The 15342-nt window shown below is 38.6% G+C and carries 17 protein-coding genes; 8 read left to right on the top strand and 9 right to left on the bottom strand.

Going from position 1 to position 15342, the window contains the following annotated elements; translation table 11 throughout:
- Nucleotides 1-107: 107 nt before the first annotated feature.
- Complete coding sequence (locus H6607_07785; GenBank protein ID MCB9262258.1) at nucleotides 108-1202, top strand: hypothetical protein; 1095 nt, start codon at nucleotides 108-110, stop codon at nucleotides 1200-1202.
- On the opposite strand, the gene H6607_07780 is transcribed toward H6607_07785, so the two are convergent.
- The gene (locus tag H6607_07780) at nucleotides 1199-1945 is read right to left on the bottom strand and encodes a response regulator transcription factor (protein ID MCB9262257.1); all 747 of its coding nucleotides are present in this window, start codon (nucleotides 1943-1945) and stop codon (nucleotides 1199-1201) included. The genes H6607_07785 and H6607_07780 overlap by 4 nt on opposite strands.
- A 52-nt stretch (nucleotides 1946-1997) precedes the next feature.
- Between H6607_07780 and hscA the strand changes: the two genes are divergently transcribed.
- Genes hscA through H6607_07765 form a run of 3 tightly spaced genes read left to right on the top strand, consistent with a single transcriptional unit; the run spans nucleotide 1998 to nucleotide 5458 of the window.
- The gene (gene hscA, locus H6607_07775; GenBank protein ID MCB9262256.1) at nucleotides 1998-3857 is read left to right on the top strand and encodes a Fe-S protein assembly chaperone HscA; all 1860 of its coding nucleotides are present in this window, start codon (nucleotides 1998-2000) and stop codon (nucleotides 3855-3857) included.
- Nucleotides 3858-3890: 33 nt separating this feature from the next.
- Nucleotides 3891-4529 carry an outer membrane beta-barrel protein gene (locus H6607_07770; protein MCB9262255.1) on the top strand — a complete coding sequence of 213 codons (639 nt, stop codon included), beginning with the start codon at nucleotides 3891-3893 and terminating at the stop codon, nucleotides 4527-4529.
- 2 nt (nucleotides 4530-4531) lie between these two features.
- Nucleotides 4532-5458, top strand: coding sequence for a lytic transglycosylase domain-containing protein (locus H6607_07765; GenBank protein MCB9262254.1), 927 nt, complete (start codon nucleotides 4532-4534; stop codon nucleotides 5456-5458).
- Nucleotides 5459-5483: 25 nt separating this feature from the next.
- Here H6607_07765 and H6607_07760 read toward each other — a convergent pair whose 3' ends face one another.
- From H6607_07760 to H6607_07740, 5 genes are read right to left on the bottom strand one after another with little or no spacing between them, the layout of a single operon-like run.
- A complete protein-coding gene (locus H6607_07760; GenBank protein MCB9262253.1) occupies nucleotides 5484-5828 on the bottom strand; it encodes a hypothetical protein in 345 nt (114 codons plus the stop codon).
- Between the two features lie 41 nt (nucleotides 5829-5869).
- Nucleotides 5870-6322, bottom strand: coding sequence for a hypothetical protein (locus H6607_07755; GenBank protein ID MCB9262252.1), 453 nt, complete (start codon nucleotides 6320-6322; stop codon nucleotides 5870-5872).
- The gene (locus H6607_07750) at nucleotides 6315-7154 is read right to left on the bottom strand and encodes a 3-hydroxybutyryl-CoA dehydrogenase (protein MCB9262251.1); all 840 of its coding nucleotides are present in this window, start codon (nucleotides 7152-7154) and stop codon (nucleotides 6315-6317) included. The genes H6607_07755 and H6607_07750 overlap by 8 nt, the downstream gene beginning before the upstream one ends.
- A gap of 1 nt (nucleotide 7155) precedes the next feature.
- On the bottom strand, nucleotides 7156-8247 hold the full coding sequence (locus H6607_07745; protein MCB9262250.1) for a PorV/PorQ family protein: 1092 nt from the start codon (nucleotides 8245-8247) through the stop codon (nucleotides 7156-7158).
- On the bottom strand, nucleotides 8244-8897 hold the full coding sequence (locus tag H6607_07740) for a hypothetical protein (protein MCB9262249.1): 654 nt from the start codon (nucleotides 8895-8897) through the stop codon (nucleotides 8244-8246). The genes H6607_07745 and H6607_07740 overlap by 4 nt, the downstream gene beginning before the upstream one ends.
- A gap of 58 nt (nucleotides 8898-8955) precedes the next feature.
- Here H6607_07740 and menD point away from each other — a divergent pair, with 58 nt between their 5' ends.
- The 4 genes from menD to H6607_07720 all read left to right on the top strand — a co-directional run bounded on the left by menD (nucleotide 8956) and on the right by H6607_07720 (nucleotide 13191).
- Nucleotides 8956-10584 (top strand): 2-succinyl-5-enolpyruvyl-6-hydroxy-3-cyclohexene-1-carboxylic-acid synthase, encoded by a 1629-nt coding sequence (gene menD, locus H6607_07735; protein MCB9262248.1) that lies wholly within the window; start codon nucleotides 8956-8958, stop codon nucleotides 10582-10584.
- Nucleotides 10577-11059: a cyclic pyranopterin monophosphate synthase MoaC gene (gene moaC / locus H6607_07730; GenBank protein ID MCB9262247.1), complete on the top strand. Its 483-nt coding sequence runs from the start codon at nucleotides 10577-10579 to the stop codon at nucleotides 11057-11059. Before menD ends, moaC begins: the two co-directional genes overlap by 8 nt.
- 142 nt (nucleotides 11060-11201) lie before the next feature.
- The gene (locus tag H6607_07725) at nucleotides 11202-12197 is read left to right on the top strand and encodes an NTP transferase domain-containing protein (protein MCB9262246.1); all 996 of its coding nucleotides are present in this window, start codon (nucleotides 11202-11204) and stop codon (nucleotides 12195-12197) included.
- Nucleotides 12181-13191 (top strand): ThiF family adenylyltransferase, encoded by a 1011-nt coding sequence (locus H6607_07720; protein MCB9262245.1) that lies wholly within the window; start codon nucleotides 12181-12183, stop codon nucleotides 13189-13191. Before H6607_07725 ends, H6607_07720 begins: the two co-directional genes overlap by 17 nt.
- A gap of 16 nt (nucleotides 13192-13207) precedes the next feature.
- On the opposite strand, the gene H6607_07715 is transcribed toward H6607_07720, so the two are convergent.
- The 3 genes from H6607_07715 to H6607_07705 all read right to left on the bottom strand — a co-directional run bounded on the left by H6607_07715 (nucleotide 13208) and on the right by H6607_07705 (nucleotide 15340).
- On the bottom strand, nucleotides 13208-14401 hold the full coding sequence (locus H6607_07715; GenBank protein ID MCB9262244.1) for a DEAD/DEAH box helicase: 1194 nt from the start codon (nucleotides 14399-14401) through the stop codon (nucleotides 13208-13210).
- A 170-nt stretch (nucleotides 14402-14571) separates the two neighbouring features.
- Nucleotides 14572-14991: a molybdenum cofactor biosynthesis protein MoaE gene (locus H6607_07710; GenBank protein ID MCB9262243.1), complete on the bottom strand. Its 420-nt coding sequence runs from the start codon at nucleotides 14989-14991 to the stop codon at nucleotides 14572-14574.
- 112 nt (nucleotides 14992-15103) lie between these two features.
- The gene (locus H6607_07705) at nucleotides 15104-15340 is read right to left on the bottom strand and encodes a MoaD/ThiS family protein (GenBank protein ID MCB9262242.1); all 237 of its coding nucleotides are present in this window, start codon (nucleotides 15338-15340) and stop codon (nucleotides 15104-15106) included.
- Nucleotides 15341-15342: the final 2 nt, after the last annotated feature.

Below are 15342 nucleotides of genomic sequence, written 5' to 3'. Positions count from 1 at the left end.
ACCCGATGGCTATCGGGTGACGGTACTTAGGGTCTATTTACAATTTCAAAAAATCAAAATTTGCTAAATACTAAACCCCCCATTTTTTCATTAACTAATTTTGGACTATGAAACACCTTGCTACTTCTTTACTTGTTTTGGTTTCGGTTTGCAGCCAAGCACAGATTACCATTACCGATTCTACCTTTAAGCAGTTTTACGAACAAAAGTTTAAAGAGATAAATATCAAACTCTACTATGCCTCTTTGGAGGGTAAAATAACCACCTATCAAAACGATTCGTTGGTTTCGGTTTATACGAGGGAGGAATTGATTGAAAGTGGAAATAGCGAAGTACATACAGAAATTTACAGAGAAAACGGTGACATAATAGATTCATTTATTATCATACCTTTAATTCCAGAAAACGATTTATTACCACCTAACATTTTATTTTCCCAAAAAATGGATCTGAATAACGGAACGGTTCAATTTAAAGCAGAAGCTATTGCACCAACATATACATATAGAATGTCTGGAATTGAACTTGGAAGTTTAAGCCTATTTTTCTGTAGAATGGAAGATTTGCCTTCAGTACTAGATACAAAAGAGATTCAGTTTTTAAATAATGCAATTGCTCAATTTTTTGCGTTTGGTGATTTTACACCTTGGTGGGCAAAATATGAGGATTTTGAAGAAACTGAAGAATATAGAAATAGTAAAGACCTTGAATTAGCGAAATGTTTAATATTACAGAACTACCGTTCGGAATCATGTCGAATTTACACAAATAAGGATCTCAATAAAATATCTAAATACAATGAACTCTGCATAAAAGCAACATCAAGTACTATTCATGGAAAATATAATTGGCCCTTTAAAAACGAAAATGTTCTTTTTTTTGAGGATATAAACTTAACCAAGAGGGTAGATGTCGAAGATTTAAACGATTCAATATCGATAGCATCTATTTCAATAGGAGAATTCGAAAACTACACAGTCGATACCGTCATTCGACTTGAATTTGACGAAATTCTTGAATATCAAATTCAGGGTATTAAAATTCATAGAACAACAACGGGTTACATTGTGCAGTTGGATATGCTATATTTAATGTCTGAAACCACCCACCCCATTTACATCTCCTTCAACCACCTAAAAGCCCTGATGCCCAAACAAGATGCGGCCATTTGGGAAATGTTTTTGGATGAGCAGTTTCGCTAAATATTTTCTAATGCCTGCAAAACGGCTGCTTTTCTGCGGGAAGAAACCGGGACATAGCCACCGTCTGTAAGGTTTATGTGGCCACCATCGGCTTTTACAAATTCTTTAATGTGGTTTATATTTACCAAATGCGATTGATGAACTCTCAAAAAACCATTGTCGGTAAGCATCTCATCAAAGTCTTTTAAGGTTCTGGTAACCAGTACTTTGTTGCCATTTGCAAGGAAAAAACGGGTGTAGTTTATGTCTGATTCCAACCGAACAATGTCATCCAATTTTACCACATGAATTTTTTCTTGCGTATTCAAAATCAAACGCTCCATATTGCCAATTTTTCGGCCAATATTTTCTTGTAAAATCTCCAAACTCTGAGGGCTATCTTTGGTATTTTTTGCTTTTGCCACAGCGGTTTCCAACTCCCTTTGGTCAATGGGTTTTAGCAAATAATCTACCGCCGAAAACTTGAACGCTTTTAATGCGTGCTCGTCACTTGCTGTAGTAAAAATGGTTTTAAACGGTTTTTGGGGTAACATCTCCAACAAATCAAACCCATCGCCGTCGGGCATTTGAATATCCAAAAACAAAATATCGGGAGTTTGTTTGGCCAAAAGTTTTACGCCTTGCATCACGCTGTCGGCCTCGCCGATGATAGATATTTCAGGAGCCACCACAGCCAAATCCGATCTTAAAATTTTACGGGCATCTTCAATATCATCAATAATAATGGCGGTAATTTTTTTCATAAACTTTCAACGAAAGTACGCAAAATCAATGGTATCCATACCTTTGCACCCAATGGCGAAAATTTCGATAAATCTTCACAAAGGAACTATTGACAGAAGCAATGATTTGGTGGTGGGCATTGATTTAGGCACCACCAATAGTTTGGTGGCCGTGGTTGATAAAAACACCAAAAAGCCGGAGGCCATTGCCGGGAAAAACGGCTGCGGAGTTATTACTCCGAGTCTGATTCATTTTGAAGAAAACGGACAATTTACAGTTGGAGATAGAGCACTCGAAAAACTCATTGAAAAGCCTGAACTTACTGTGTATTCAGTAAAACGATTGCTTGGTAAATCGTATAAGGATTTGGCGAAGGTGCAAACTCATTTGGGCTATAAAATAATTGACGATGGCTCAGACGGCTTGGTAAAAATCAAGTTAGGCGAACAATTTTTTTCACCCATTGAGCTGTCGGCTGAAATATTAAAAGAGCTAAAACACAAGGCCGAAAAATCATTAAATCAACGAATAAGTATGGCTGTGATTACTGTTCCGGCATACTTTAATGATGCACAACGGCAGGCCACTCGGGATGCGGGGAAATTGGCCGGATTGGAAGTGTTAAGAATTGTAAATGAACCAACGGCTGCGAGCTTGGCCTACGGAATTGGTTTAGATAGAAATCAAACAAAAACAGTGGCGGTGTATGACCTTGGTGGTGGAACGTTTGACATTTCTATTTTAAGAATTGAAGATGGTATTTTTGAAGTATTGAGTACCAACGGAAATACATTTTTGGGTGGTGATGATTTTGATAGAACCATTGTAGAATATTGGACAGACCAGTTCCAATTAAACCAAACAAACGATGCGAGTAAGCAACAAAGGTTGCGTTTGCTGGCTGAGTCAGCAAAAAAGCACTTGTCAAAAAATGATTTGTTTGAAACGGAGTTCGGCGAGTTGACATTAACAATTAGTAAAGAAAAATTCGATGAACTGATATGCTCGTTGGTTTCTCAAACAATTGAAAATTGCAAATCTGCCGTCGCTGATTCAAAAATTACGTTGCAAGAAATTGACGAAGTGGTATTGGTAGGAGGCTCGACCCGAGTTCCGTTGGTTGTTGAGGAAGTAAAATCATTTTTCAAGCACAGCCACATCAATAATCAGTTGAATCCGGATGAAATTGTAGCCCTCGGTGCTGCCATAGAAGCTGATATTTTGGCCGGAAACCGAAAAGATTTATTGTTGTTGGATGTCACGCCACTTTCTCTTGGCATCGAAACTTTAGGTGGTTTGATGGATGTTATTATTCCGCGAAATTCAAAAATACCGATGAGCGTTGGTAGGAATTATACCACCTCTGTTGATGGGCAAGTAAATCTGAAAATATCTGTTTTTCAGGGAGAGCGTGATAGGGTAGAAGAGAACCGGAAATTGGCCGAATTTGTTTTGCAAAATATTCCGGCCATGCCTGCCGGTTTGCCCAAAATTGAAATAGCCTTTATGCTGGATGCAGACGGTATTTTAAAGGTTAGAGCCAAAGAATTGAGGTCTGGCGTGGAGCAATCAGTAGACGTAAAACCTCAGTACGGATTGTCCGATGACGAAGTTGAGAAATTGTTGCTTGAATCAATGCAAAATGCTGAAAGCGATATGAATTTTAGGTCTTTGCAAGAAGCCAAAAACGAGGCAAACTATTTGGTTAACAACACTCGAAAGTTTATAGAAAATCATGCCGAATTTTTGACCTCAAAAGAAACAAAGGAGGTGTTGCATCTGTTAGAAAAGTTGGAAGATTCGATAAAAACGGAAGATAAAAATTTGATACAGCAACAGCAAGATTTGCTAAATGAATATACAAAACCCTTTGCCGAAAAAATGTTGGACAATACCATTGAAAAGGCGTTAAAAGGAAAATCGATAGAATAGAAACGAAAACGTTAAAATTGTCGTTCTGAAATTATGGGTAAAAAAGTTTTACTGTTTATAGCCTTGTTGGGAGTCACTTTGTTTGGCTTTGGTCAGCCTTTTACTGAATTGCTGCCAAAGACCAGAGTTGGCATGACAGCGGCTATCAACTATACCATGCTTGCCGGTTCCGAACTTAAAAATCCACGCCCCAAAACCGCATCGGCATTAGGCTTTGCAGTTCGGCAAAAACTTGGGAAACAGCTGCAAATGACCGCCGAATCGAATGTTTCGTTTAGCGGTTCACGCTTTGCAAATGGCAAAACTGACTCCTATTATTTGATGAAATTTGTTCGTGTTAATCTTCCACTTAGTTTGATGCTAAACATAGATGGGGAAAACCAGAAAAAATTTATTACCGCCGGAATTGATGGATCGTATATTCTTCGCTCAGAAATCTATGTTAGACCCAACGATGTGAAGCCTACATTTGTTAACTATGGATTTAAACGCTTTGATTTGGCAGCTACGCTCGGGGTGCATTTGGATTATCAGTTTTTTGGAATAAGGCCCAGCATTCGTATGGGGTTACTTAATTTAAACAATGGCCTGAAAATGGAGAATATTTTTCCGGCTACCGGAAATAACGGTACTATAAAACATGTTGGTTTTGATGTTCAAGTGTATTTTTAATTATGAATAAATCGCTAAAAATAGTTAGTATAGCAGTAGGATTTGTGCTTTTTGCGGTGGTAATTTTGGCTATTTCTTCTACCAAAGAAATCAAAGAAAATAACACAGTATTCAAAAATCAAAATGATGATTTTTCAGACCATTATCGCATTGCCACACCACCTATACCCGAAGTGGTTGATTTTGCTGGAGAGGTTGTTCCGCTTGACGACTGGGATGTGAGAGAACGATTGGAGAGAGAACTATTAACCAATGTTTATTGGCAATCAAACACCTTGTTAAATCTGAAGAGAAGCAGAAAATATTTTCAAACCATCGAAACCATTTTGGCCAAAAACGGAATACCCGATGATTTTAAATATTTGGCAGTGGCCGAAAGCGGCTTGATAAATGCGGTGTCTTCAGCCGGAGCCAAAGGTATTTGGCAATTTATGGAATCGTCTGCTCAGAGCTATGGATTAACTGTGAATACAGAAATAGACGAACGATATCATCTCGAAAAATCTACACAAGCTGCATGCGATTATTTGAAACATTCAAAAGCAACGCTTGGTTCTTGGACATTGTCTGCTGCTGCCTACAATCGGGGGGTTGCTGGAACTGTTCGGGATAAAAGTGATCAGAAACAGAACAATTATTACGATTTGTACCTAAATACAGAAACAAGTCGATACGTATTTAGAATCATCGCTTTTAAACTCATCATGCAAAACCCGGATAAATATGGATTTTCATTGAGCGATGATGATTATTTCAAACCAGAAAAAACATATCTGCTTAATGTGGATACTACAATTGTTGATTTGGCTGATTTTGCCATTCAAAACGGAACAAGTTATAAGATGGTTAAACTGCTCAACCCCTGGTTGCGTGATGACCATTTGACGATAAAAACTGGACAAGGTCATGTGCTAAAAATGCCGGAATAGTTAAAGGCAAAAACGAATTGAATGATTAGGAGTAAATTTCTTCATCCTCAAAATATTCAACAATATGCTGTCTCAACAGAGCTTCTTGTTCAAACACATCGGCAAAAGGTAAATCTTTTATTTTTTTCCATTCCGGCCAACCTTTTTTGTTTATTCCGGTTAGTTGATAAAAGCCACTTTTGCTGAACAACCGACAAACGGCAATGTGCATCAATCGTACCTTTTCTTCTTTTGTATAACCCGCTTTTAAGGTACCAAGTTCGCGAATGCCAATGACCAACAACACAGCATTCATATCCATTTTTTTGCCAAATTGCTTTTCGAGATTGGCTAAAATTGCCTTCCACTTTTCGTTTATTTCCTCAAGCATGTTGCAAATATGGTTTTTGAATATTGAACCAATGGTGTTGGTTAATTGTAAATTGACAGCAAGTTTCCGTTTCTTGAAACGTTGTACCGTTTTAGAGAGTATTGAGCGGGGCCTTGCAAAAGCGAACCATCATACGAAAACAAACTTTGACAACATTGGTCATATCCTTGTGTGTTGTATGTGCCGCACCGCAATTGAATGTTTGATGTATCAACCTGAATTACAGCACAGGCAGAATCAGGTATGTAAGTACAAGTTCGTTCCACCGCATAAAAGGCATCATCAAAATGATGTACGAGAAAAATTCCGCGGTGCCCGCCAGTCAATAATGAAAATCCCCCCAGATTGTTTAGGTGCATATTGGATGGCAAATCAAGATTAAGGGTAATATTGACAGGAACATCAGGTATATATACTTTTTTGCCATTGGGGTCACCGTCGTTGCAACCTCCAAAAGCCATAAAAATGGATAGTAAAACAATTAGTTTACGCATAGTTATAAAATCCTTTACCTGTTTTTCGACCATGATGCCCGGCATCCACTTTTTGTTTTTGTATTCTACTGGGTCTAAATTTTGCATCTTGATAAAACAAATTATACATGGATTCGGTAACCGAAAAGTTGGTTTCTACACCTATCAAATCCATCAATTGAAATGGTCCCATTTTAAATCCGGAGGCTTGCAAAAGTTGGTCAATATCTTCAAAACTGGCCACATTTTCTTCCAAAATTTTGAGCCCTTCAACATAAAAATGACGAGCAACTCTATTAACAATGAAACCAGGGGCATCTTTTGCTTTAATGGCCGTTTTTCCCAATCCTTTCACAAAATTAAACGCCGTATCAGCAACCTTAATCGATGTATGTGCACCACTGACCACTTCCACCAATTTCATAATGTGTGCAGGATTAAAAAAATGAATTCCTACCACACGCTCAGGGTGTGGCACTTTAGCCGAAATCTGGGTAATGGGAATGGACGAAGTGTTGGTGGCCAAAATACAATTGGGGCTATTTATGGTGGCCAAATCGTTAAAAAGTTTGATTTTCACCTCCAGCCGTTCCACCACCGCCTCAATGATTAAATCAACTTTTAAGTCGTTTAAATCATTGGTAATTGTTATACATTTCAGGGTTTCTTCTTTTTTAGAAGAGCTGAGTTTACCAATTTCAATGGCTTTGTTCAAGTTTTTATCGATTCCGGCATATCCTCTATCCAGAGCTTCTTTATGCAAGTCGAATAAAAAAACTTGATGGCCGGCCATAGCACAAACTTGAGCAATTCCTGCACCCATAACTCCCGCTCCTACAACGCCTATTTTCATTTTATTTATTTGAGGAATTTTCTTCTGATGAATTGATATTAAATCGTATAGAAAAAACGTGTGAATAGTTGGTGGCGGCCACACTGGCTACGTTGGCCATGGCATAATCAAGCGAAAATTTATCGAGTGCAACTCCAACACCAATGTTGGGTTGAAAAGACCACAATTCTTTGTCGTCAATATTTATAACCCGCTGAATGGTGCCAACTCCACCACGCAAAAAAATAGAATTTGCATAACCAAATTCAAGCCCTAAATGTGGGTCTATGCTGAATGCCTTGGTATGAATGGCCGTATTTCTTTTTCCGTCGGTGGTTATGTCCATATCCATTTCGGCTAAAATGCTATATTCATCAAACTTGAATTTTTTTGAAGCGGCAGCTAGCAATCTTGGAAGGGCAATTTCCAACGAATTTTTTGGAATTTCTTGATTCAACTGGGTTAAAGTTGCTTTTTCGGCATCAGTAAAATTAAAGTTCCATGCCGTAAACGTACTGGTAATGTCTCGTGCTGTAAGCCCAAAATTCCAACCAGTTTCTTCATTTTGGTACATGGCCGCAGCGTCTATTCCAAAGCCCCAAGCCGAAACGAAATTGCCCGCCGACCGACGAATAATTTTGGCATTGCCCCCAACGCTAAAGCCATCTTTTAAAATCTTTTGTCCGTAACTGAACAAAAAGCCATAATCTACTGCCGAAAATTGAGTAATTTTATCATAGTCTAATTGGCCGTTTTTGTATAAATCAAGCGTGTAGGGGATTCCGTCATAACCCATTCGAATAAATGAAACGCCCATGTGGCCGTTGTCTCCGGCTTTAAAAGCCAAACCGCCATAGTCGTAGTTGCCAATTCCTGCCTGATAGTTTGAGTGCATATAGCCTACTTGAATGTTGTTTTTTAGATGCACCAATCCAGCCGGATTCCAATATCCAGCCGTTACGTCAGTAGTGGAAGAAACAACGGAATTGGACATTCCAAAAGCTCTGGCACCAACACCAATTTGTAAATATTCGTTGGCATATTTTCCGGTACTCTGCGATTGTGCAACATACCAAAACAATAATAATCCAAAAAGGGCAAAGGTCTTTTTCATTCTTTTAACTCAAATTCAAGTTTTACAACAGTTTGCGGCATTTCATCACTAAGTAGCTCAATAATGTCGCTAATCAAGGATTTTTGCTCATTGGTAAACGATTTCAACCCCATTTTAGTACATATCTTGCCCAACGCAAATACAATATTATCCTTTTTTTGGTAAGATTCGAGGTATCTCATTTCCATAAAACGGTCAAATCCTGCATCAAACTTTTCAAAGGTATTAAATCCGCTCTTTTGTAAATAAGAATGAAGAGCCTGTGTATCGACCAATTCAAAATCGTTGTATAGGTTATTAGCCAATTGTGGGTGCCGTTTTATTAGGTAATAATCAATAGTCAGTTCAGCCAAAATATGAGCTACAAACCAGTCTTTATCAATATCTTCCGAACTATTTCTGATTTGGTAGGTAATAATCTCCATAAGGTGGTGAAAACCACCCCAGGCATGAAAAATCTTATCACTGGCCACATGTTTTATACATCCTTTAAAAAGCTGTAACTGTGGCTCATCCTCTGGTTGATTGATGCCAAAATTAAGTTTTGAACCTTTTACAAAATTTCGAACCAGGTCGGGTAAAATCAATCCCAAATTAAAATGTGGATTGCCCTTTTGATGGTCGAAGTAGTAGTGCGATAAAAAATTCATTGGTGCAAAGATAGGTATGTGACTGGCAAACCTGCATACCAACACTATATTTGAAGCCGTGCAACATTCAAATAATCAAATAGAGTGTATTTTTTCTCTTGTTGATGAACTCATAAAAAATGGGTTGAGGCATGTGGTAATCTGTCCGGGTAGTCGAAATTTTCCGTTGATATACGCCATGCAATCTGCAGGGAACCGCCTATCGATGCACAGTTTTGCCGATGAACGTTCGGCGGCATTTGTGGCGTTAGGCATGGCTCAAAGTTTGAATGAACCCGTAGCCGTTTGCTGCACCAGCGGCACAGCAGCCCTCAATCTTTATCCTGCCGTGGCCGAGGCGTTTTATGCCGAAATTCCTCTTCTGGTGCTAACTGCCGATCGCCCACCGGAAAGCATTGACAATTGGGAAGGGCAGTCGATTAGGCAGAACAACTTGTTCTATGCTCATTGCAATCACAACTTTCAGACTCCAATGGAGTTTGAGAACACGTCTGTCTTCAGAGAATTGGCACAAAAGGCATGGAAGGCAGCCTCACTTCAAACCCAAGTTCATGTCAACATACCAATTCGTGAACCCTTTTATACCTCAATTCAATTTCATTTCTCTGAATCAATTGAGCATGAGAAGCTCGAAAAAAAGTACGAAAATGTACCTGACAATTTTGTTCAGGATATAAGCTCGAGCAAAAAAATACTTTGGTTAAATGGAGCAGATACAATCCAAACTATTTTGGATTATCCTAAAAATCTAGTGGTTTTCTCGGATGTAATTTCCAATAAAAATGAAACCATTTCGCATTGGGAAAATATCTTATTGGCCAACAAAAACCTTGCGGAACAATTGCAACCGGATTTAATAATTACCACCGGAAAATATTTTGTAAGCAAAGCGTTAAGACAGTTTCTGACGGACACTAATTCATTGAAACATTGGCATTTGTCGGATAAAAAGATAGTGCCAACTCCTTTTAAAACAACGCCTTGGTTGGTAAATATTTCAGCAGAAACAGCTCTGCAACAGATAAAAGAACACCATTCGGACAAAAATTTTATTGAAGATTGGAAACTTTTGGAAAAGAAATTTGAGTTTTTTTTCACCAACATTGTTTCGGAAGACTTTACCGAACTGAGTGTAATAACTCGATTGTATCGAATGTTGCCAACGCATTCTGTTTTGCAAATGGCCAATTCTATGTCGGTGCGGTATGTATCTATGCTCAAAAGGCGAAATGATATTATTCATCTTTCAAATCGCGGAACAAGTGGTATAGATGGTTGCACATCTACTGCCGTGGGTTATGCAAAAACAACCACAGAACTTGTCTTTCTAATAACTGGGGATGTAGCTTTTTTTTATGATGTAAATGCTTTTTGGACAGACAGTTTTCCCCAAAATTTGAAAATTGTTTTAATGAACAATTTTGGAGGTGGCATCTTTGAAATGATTGAAGGACCATCGGAATTTAAAGAGTCGGTTGCTTTTCAAACCACCAACCATCATAGAACTGCACAAAACATCTGCAGCGACTTTGGTGTTGACTATTTTTGTTGTTCAAATTTTGATGAATTTGATGGTGCGTGGCAGCATTTCTGTCAAAGTGAGAAGGCTTCTGTGCTTGAAATAATGACCAACAGAGTGGAGAATGTAAGTTTTTATAACAAACTTAAAAAGGGGCATAATGAGTAAAGATTTTTCGCATATCGACCAAAATGGAAACCCTCGAATGGTGGACGTTGGCGATAAAAATATAACACAGCGAAATGCGGCTGCCGTATCGTATGTGCAGCTACCAAAAGCGGTATTGGATTTATTCAATCAAAAAGACATTGTTACTGCCAAAGGTTCTGTTTTTCAAACCGCTATTTTGGCCGGAATAATGGCCGCAAAAAAAACATCGGATTTGATTCCGTTGTGTCACCCATTGGCGTTAAATAAGTGCGACATTTCCATTAATTTGGAAAATGAGAGGGTAAAAATAGTTTGTGAGGTGAGTTGTAACGGCAAAACCGGGGTAGAAATGGAGGCTTTAACAGGGGCTTCTGTGGCGGCTTTGACGGTATATGATATGTGCAAAGCCTTTGGCCACAACATGATTATTGAACAAACGAAACTGGTAAAAAAGACAGGTGGCAAAAACGATTTTGAAAGTTTCTATGTTTGAAAAACACACAAAACTGAGCAAGCCTGATTTAGGTTTTTTTGGACGAAACGAAATTGCTTTGGTGGGTACAAGTTGCGGCAAAATTCAGGAGATGACAAAATACCTGATTGCACGACTAAAAGACACGGCCAATATAGGCTATATGGATGCGGATCACTCTTCGTTTGACAATGATGAACTCCCAGAATTTATTAAGGATGGAGCAACCATTTTTGCACAAGATAAACAAAACGCTTGGACTAAAGCATTGGCCGGGAAACCCGAAAAATTTGACTTTCAAAAGTCTTTTTTTCAAAACGATATAATCTTATTAAATGGAAATCATTTTGAGGCAAAAAACCTATTAGTTTTTATAGATAAAACTAAATTTACCTCTCTCGAAAAAAGGAAAAATCAGCTTACCAATGTATTAGCTTTTATAGAGATAGATGAGGATGTCAAACTTCCTCAATTCATTCATGATGAAATAAATGAAATAGAAAATGTTCCCACATTTTCTATCGACCAACAAGAAGAAATTGCATCGTTTGTCGAAAAGTGGTATCAAGACCGTATTCCTAAATTAAACGCATTGATACTGGCCGGAGGTGAAAGCAGCCGCATGGGAAAAAGTAAGGCATTGTTGAATTATCATGGAATAGAGCAATATAAGTGGCTCGAAAAAATGCTTAAACTACATGTAGAACAGGTTTTTCTGAGCCAACGAAATAATCAGGAATTTGAAACGGATTTGCCCATTATTGAAGATAGTTTTTTAAATCTGGGTCCAATGGGAGCTATTTTGTCTGCCATGCGTGAACAACCCAATGCCGCTTGGTTGGTGTTGGCCTGCGACTTACCCTTTTTGGATGGCGAAACTGTGGAATTATTGATAAAGAACAGATCGGCCAAACACGTGGCAACTGCTTTTAAGAACGAAAAAACTGGTTTTGCCGAGCCATTAGTGGCCATTTGGGAACCCAAAGCCTATCAACAATTATTACATTTTCTGGCCTTAGGTTATAGCTGTCCGCGAAAAGTGCTTATCAATACAGATACAAATCTGATAGCTTGTGGTAATCCTGAGAAACTGGCCAATGTGAATACACCAGAAGAGTTTGAAGCTGCTAAAAGAATTCTGGATGGAACACAGGTATAGCAGGCAAACGGTTCTAAAAAATGTGGGGCAGGGGGGGCAAATAGCCATTAAAGAATCATCAGTGTTGGTGGTCGGATGTGGCGGTTTGGGAAGTGTTGTTGCCATGTATTTGTGTCGGGCGGGTATTGGCACGTTAGGTTTGGTTGACCATGACAGAGTGCAACTTTCTAACCTGCACCGACAAGTGTTGTTCAATGAAAATGATGTGGGTGAATGGAAAGTAGATGCCACAAAAAGGGCATTGGTTGCGGCCAACTCCGACGTGAAAGTGCAAACCTTTAATATGAAACTCACAGATGAAAATACAGAGGCTGTATTTTCAGAATTTGATTTCATTGTGGACGGAACCGACAATTTTGAAACGAAATATTTGGTAAACGATGCGTGTGTGCTTTTTAACAAAACACTGATTTATGGAAGTGTAAATCAATTTGACGGACAAGTGGCGTTGTTCAATCACAACGGTAGTGGAAACTTGCGAGATTTATTTCCGCAAATGCCGAATTCTAACTTATTTCAGAATTGTGAGGAAGCTGGGGTGTTGGGGCCAATGGTGGGAATTGTGGGTAGTATTATGGCCATGGAGGTATTGAAAGTTATTGCCCAAACGGGTGAAACATTGGCCAACAAGTTGTTGTTGTTGGACGGCCTAAGTTATCAAAACCGAAAAATGAATTACCGACCCAAGGGGAATGTATTGATTAAGAAATTGCCAAAAAATAATAGTTCTTGTTCAACGGGAAAAATGATAAGTTGGCATGAGTATCATACTGAATATAAAGATTTTATGTTAGTGGACGTTCGAACATCGGAGGAGAGATTGGCCGGACACAGCGGTGGGTTGCACCTTCCCTTGCCCGAACTGGAATCAAGAATAAATGAACTGACCGGTTACCCGAAAATTGCTTTTTATTGTCAGTCGGGGGAGAGAGCCAAAAAGGCGGCAATTATTTTAAGTACTTTCCCGAACATTGAGATAGTTTCTATCCAGTAATTACAGAAGTTTTTTATCATTCGCCCATCAAACTTCTCCAATCTTTGCTGCTATCTGTACTGTTGTCTAAGGTTTCATAATAAAGGTCTTTGTCGAGCTTTTGTTCAATCAAGGGCTGACCCAAAAAGTGTTCAATTTCCTCTCTGATGCTGTTTTCTTCGGTAGAGCAAAAGGAAATGGCTGTACCTTTTTTTGTTCCACGTCCGGTTCTTCCCACACGATGCACATAGTTTTCGGTCAGTTCCGGAAGATCGTAGTTTATCACAATGTCCACATCCGGAATGTCTATTCCTCTTGCCGAAACGTCTGTGGCAATCAATAGTTTTATGGCTCCACTTGCAAAAGTGCTCAGGTTGGTTGTTCGTTCTTTGTTCTCCTTGTCACTGTGCATGGTTAAGGAGTCAATATCTACGCGTTGCATGGCGGCTTTCACGCGTTCGGCCCGAACTTTCGTTCGCACAAAACACAAAATTTTGCTCTCTGGATTTTCTTTTACTATCCTTTCTAAAAAAAAACGTTTGTGATCCATTTCGATTTTTGCATAATAATGGAACACGTTTTTGGATACCGGATTTTTTGGTGAAATCTGTATTCTTATTGGGTTTTGAACAATGGAATAAGCCAGTTTTTTGATTTTGTGACTGATGGTGGCTGAAAAGAAAAGTGTTTGTCTTTTTTTTGGTATAAATTTCAGCAAATCTCGAATGTCATTGATAAAGCCCATGTCTAACATCAAATCCGCTTCATCTAATATCAGTATTTCTAATTTATCCAGTTGAATATGACCTTGACTTCGCAAGTCAAATAGCCTACCGGGGGTGGCAATAAGCACTTCTACTCCCTTTTTTAGCTTATTTATTTGGGGTTGCTGGTCGGTACCTCCATGAATAAAAAGGGAATTAATGCCCAATCCTATACTAAATTGTTCAAACACTTTTGCCGTTTGGCTGGCCAATTCGTGTGTGGGCACCATCACTACGCAACGAACTATTCCGTTAGCTGTTTTTATCTTTTTTTTCAAAAGATTGTGAAGCACCGGAATCACATAAGCGGCTGTTTTACCGGTACCTGTTTGGGCTATTGCCAATACATCCTCTCGTTTTAAAACAGGCGGAATGCTTTTAAACTGAATATCGGTAGGGCGTTTAAAACCTTGGTCTGCAATATTCTGTTTTAGTTGTTCATCAATACGGTAATCGGCAAACTTCATGGGGCAAAGCAACGCAAAAATTTTCGCTAAATCTAAAGCAATGTTTTGGCGATAAAATTTTTATAAGGGGATTTTTGAACTCTGTGAAAATACTCTGTGTCTTTGTGGTTAAAAGTAAAAAAGCATTGTAACTATATAAAATGGCATACTCTCAATACTTAGTACACCTATCAAGGATGAGCAGAAACCCAAACCTCGCCATCAGTAAAAATTTCTTTTTTCCAGATAGGTACGGTTTCTTTTAAAGTGTCAATGGCATAGCGGCATGCTTGAAAGGCGGCATCTCGATGAGCAGCCGAAACACCTATAATTACGGCAATATCTCCAACTTCTAACAAACCCACACGGTGGTGAATGACTATGTTTTGTATTTTGAATTGCTGTCGTGCCTCTGTCGAAATTTTCTGAAGTTCTTTAATGGCCATGGGTTTATAACACTCAAATAGTAATTGCTTTACAGAACGGTTTTGGGTTTTATTTCGAACAGTGCCAACAAAAAAATTTAAACCTCCAGTAGATGGAGATTCTATCAATGCAAGACATTCATTGATGTAAAGGGCTTCATCCGATATTTTTATTAAATTTTTCAAACCGTCACAACATTCGGATTCAAATATCGTTGTATAAACACTAAAAGTTAAAAGTGATTACCATAATTCTCATTTTGGCCGTAAGGCATTCAAAAAAAATTTTCGGCAAGGCTTAGCCACCGCTCACTGGCGGAATCAGGGCAATTTCGTCAAAGTCATTCAGCAAGAAGTCGTTGTGTGCATATTGTTCGTTGACAGCTATAGCCAAACTGTTCAATTTCAGTAAATCAGGGTATTTCTGATAAAAATAATTTCTAAAATCCTCTACAGTTTTTATCGTGGGGTCAGAAAGGGTAAAATTCGATTTACCGATTATATCCCGAGCAATGCCAAATGCTAAAACTTCCATAT

This window comes from Flavobacteriales bacterium, from assembly GCA_020635395.1.
In the GTDB taxonomy this organism is placed as follows: Bacteria; Bacteroidota; Bacteroidia; order NS11-12g; family UBA9320; genus UBA987.
The sequence above is the reverse complement of the archived record's forward strand: the minus strand, read 5'-3'. Positions and strand labels throughout refer to the sequence as shown.

Excerpts from the sequence above, each read along its gene's own strand:
- H6607_07785 (MCB9262258.1), top strand. The coding sequence starts at position 108 with ATGAAACACCTTGCTACTTCTTTACTTGTTTTGGTTTCGGTTTGCAGC.
- H6607_07780 (MCB9262257.1), bottom strand. The coding sequence starts at position 1,945 with ATGAAAAAAATTACCGCCATTATTATTGATGATATTGAAGATGCCCGT.
- hscA (MCB9262256.1), top strand. The coding sequence starts at position 1,998 with ATGGCGAAAATTTCGATAAATCTTCACAAAGGAACTATTGACAGAAGC.
- H6607_07770 (MCB9262255.1), top strand. The coding sequence starts at position 3,891 with ATGGGTAAAAAAGTTTTACTGTTTATAGCCTTGTTGGGAGTCACTTTG.
- H6607_07765 (MCB9262254.1), top strand. The coding sequence starts at position 4,532 with ATGAATAAATCGCTAAAAATAGTTAGTATAGCAGTAGGATTTGTGCTT.
- H6607_07760 (MCB9262253.1), bottom strand. The coding sequence starts at position 5,828 with ATGCTTGAGGAAATAAACGAAAAGTGGAAGGCAATTTTAGCCAATCTC.
- H6607_07755 (MCB9262252.1), bottom strand. The coding sequence starts at position 6,322 with ATGCGTAAACTAATTGTTTTACTATCCATTTTTATGGCTTTTGGAGGT.
- H6607_07750 (MCB9262251.1), bottom strand. The coding sequence starts at position 7,154 with ATGAAAATAGGCGTTGTAGGAGCGGGAGTTATGGGTGCAGGAATTGCT.
- H6607_07745 (MCB9262250.1), bottom strand. The coding sequence starts at position 8,247 with ATGAAAAAGACCTTTGCCCTTTTTGGATTATTATTGTTTTGGTATGTT.
- H6607_07740 (MCB9262249.1), bottom strand. The coding sequence starts at position 8,897 with ATGAATTTTTTATCGCACTACTACTTCGACCATCAAAAGGGCAATCCA.
- moaC (MCB9262247.1), top strand. The coding sequence starts at position 10,577 with ATGAGTAAAGATTTTTCGCATATCGACCAAAATGGAAACCCTCGAATG.
- H6607_07725 (MCB9262246.1), top strand. The coding sequence starts at position 11,202 with ATGGATGCGGATCACTCTTCGTTTGACAATGATGAACTCCCAGAATTT.
- H6607_07720 (MCB9262245.1), top strand. The coding sequence starts at position 12,181 with ATGGAACACAGGTATAGCAGGCAAACGGTTCTAAAAAATGTGGGGCAG.
- H6607_07715 (MCB9262244.1), bottom strand. The coding sequence starts at position 14,401 with ATGAAGTTTGCCGATTACCGTATTGATGAACAACTAAAACAGAATATT.
- H6607_07705 (MCB9262242.1), bottom strand. The coding sequence starts at position 15,340 with ATGGAAGTTTTAGCATTTGGCATTGCTCGGGATATAATCGGTAAATCG.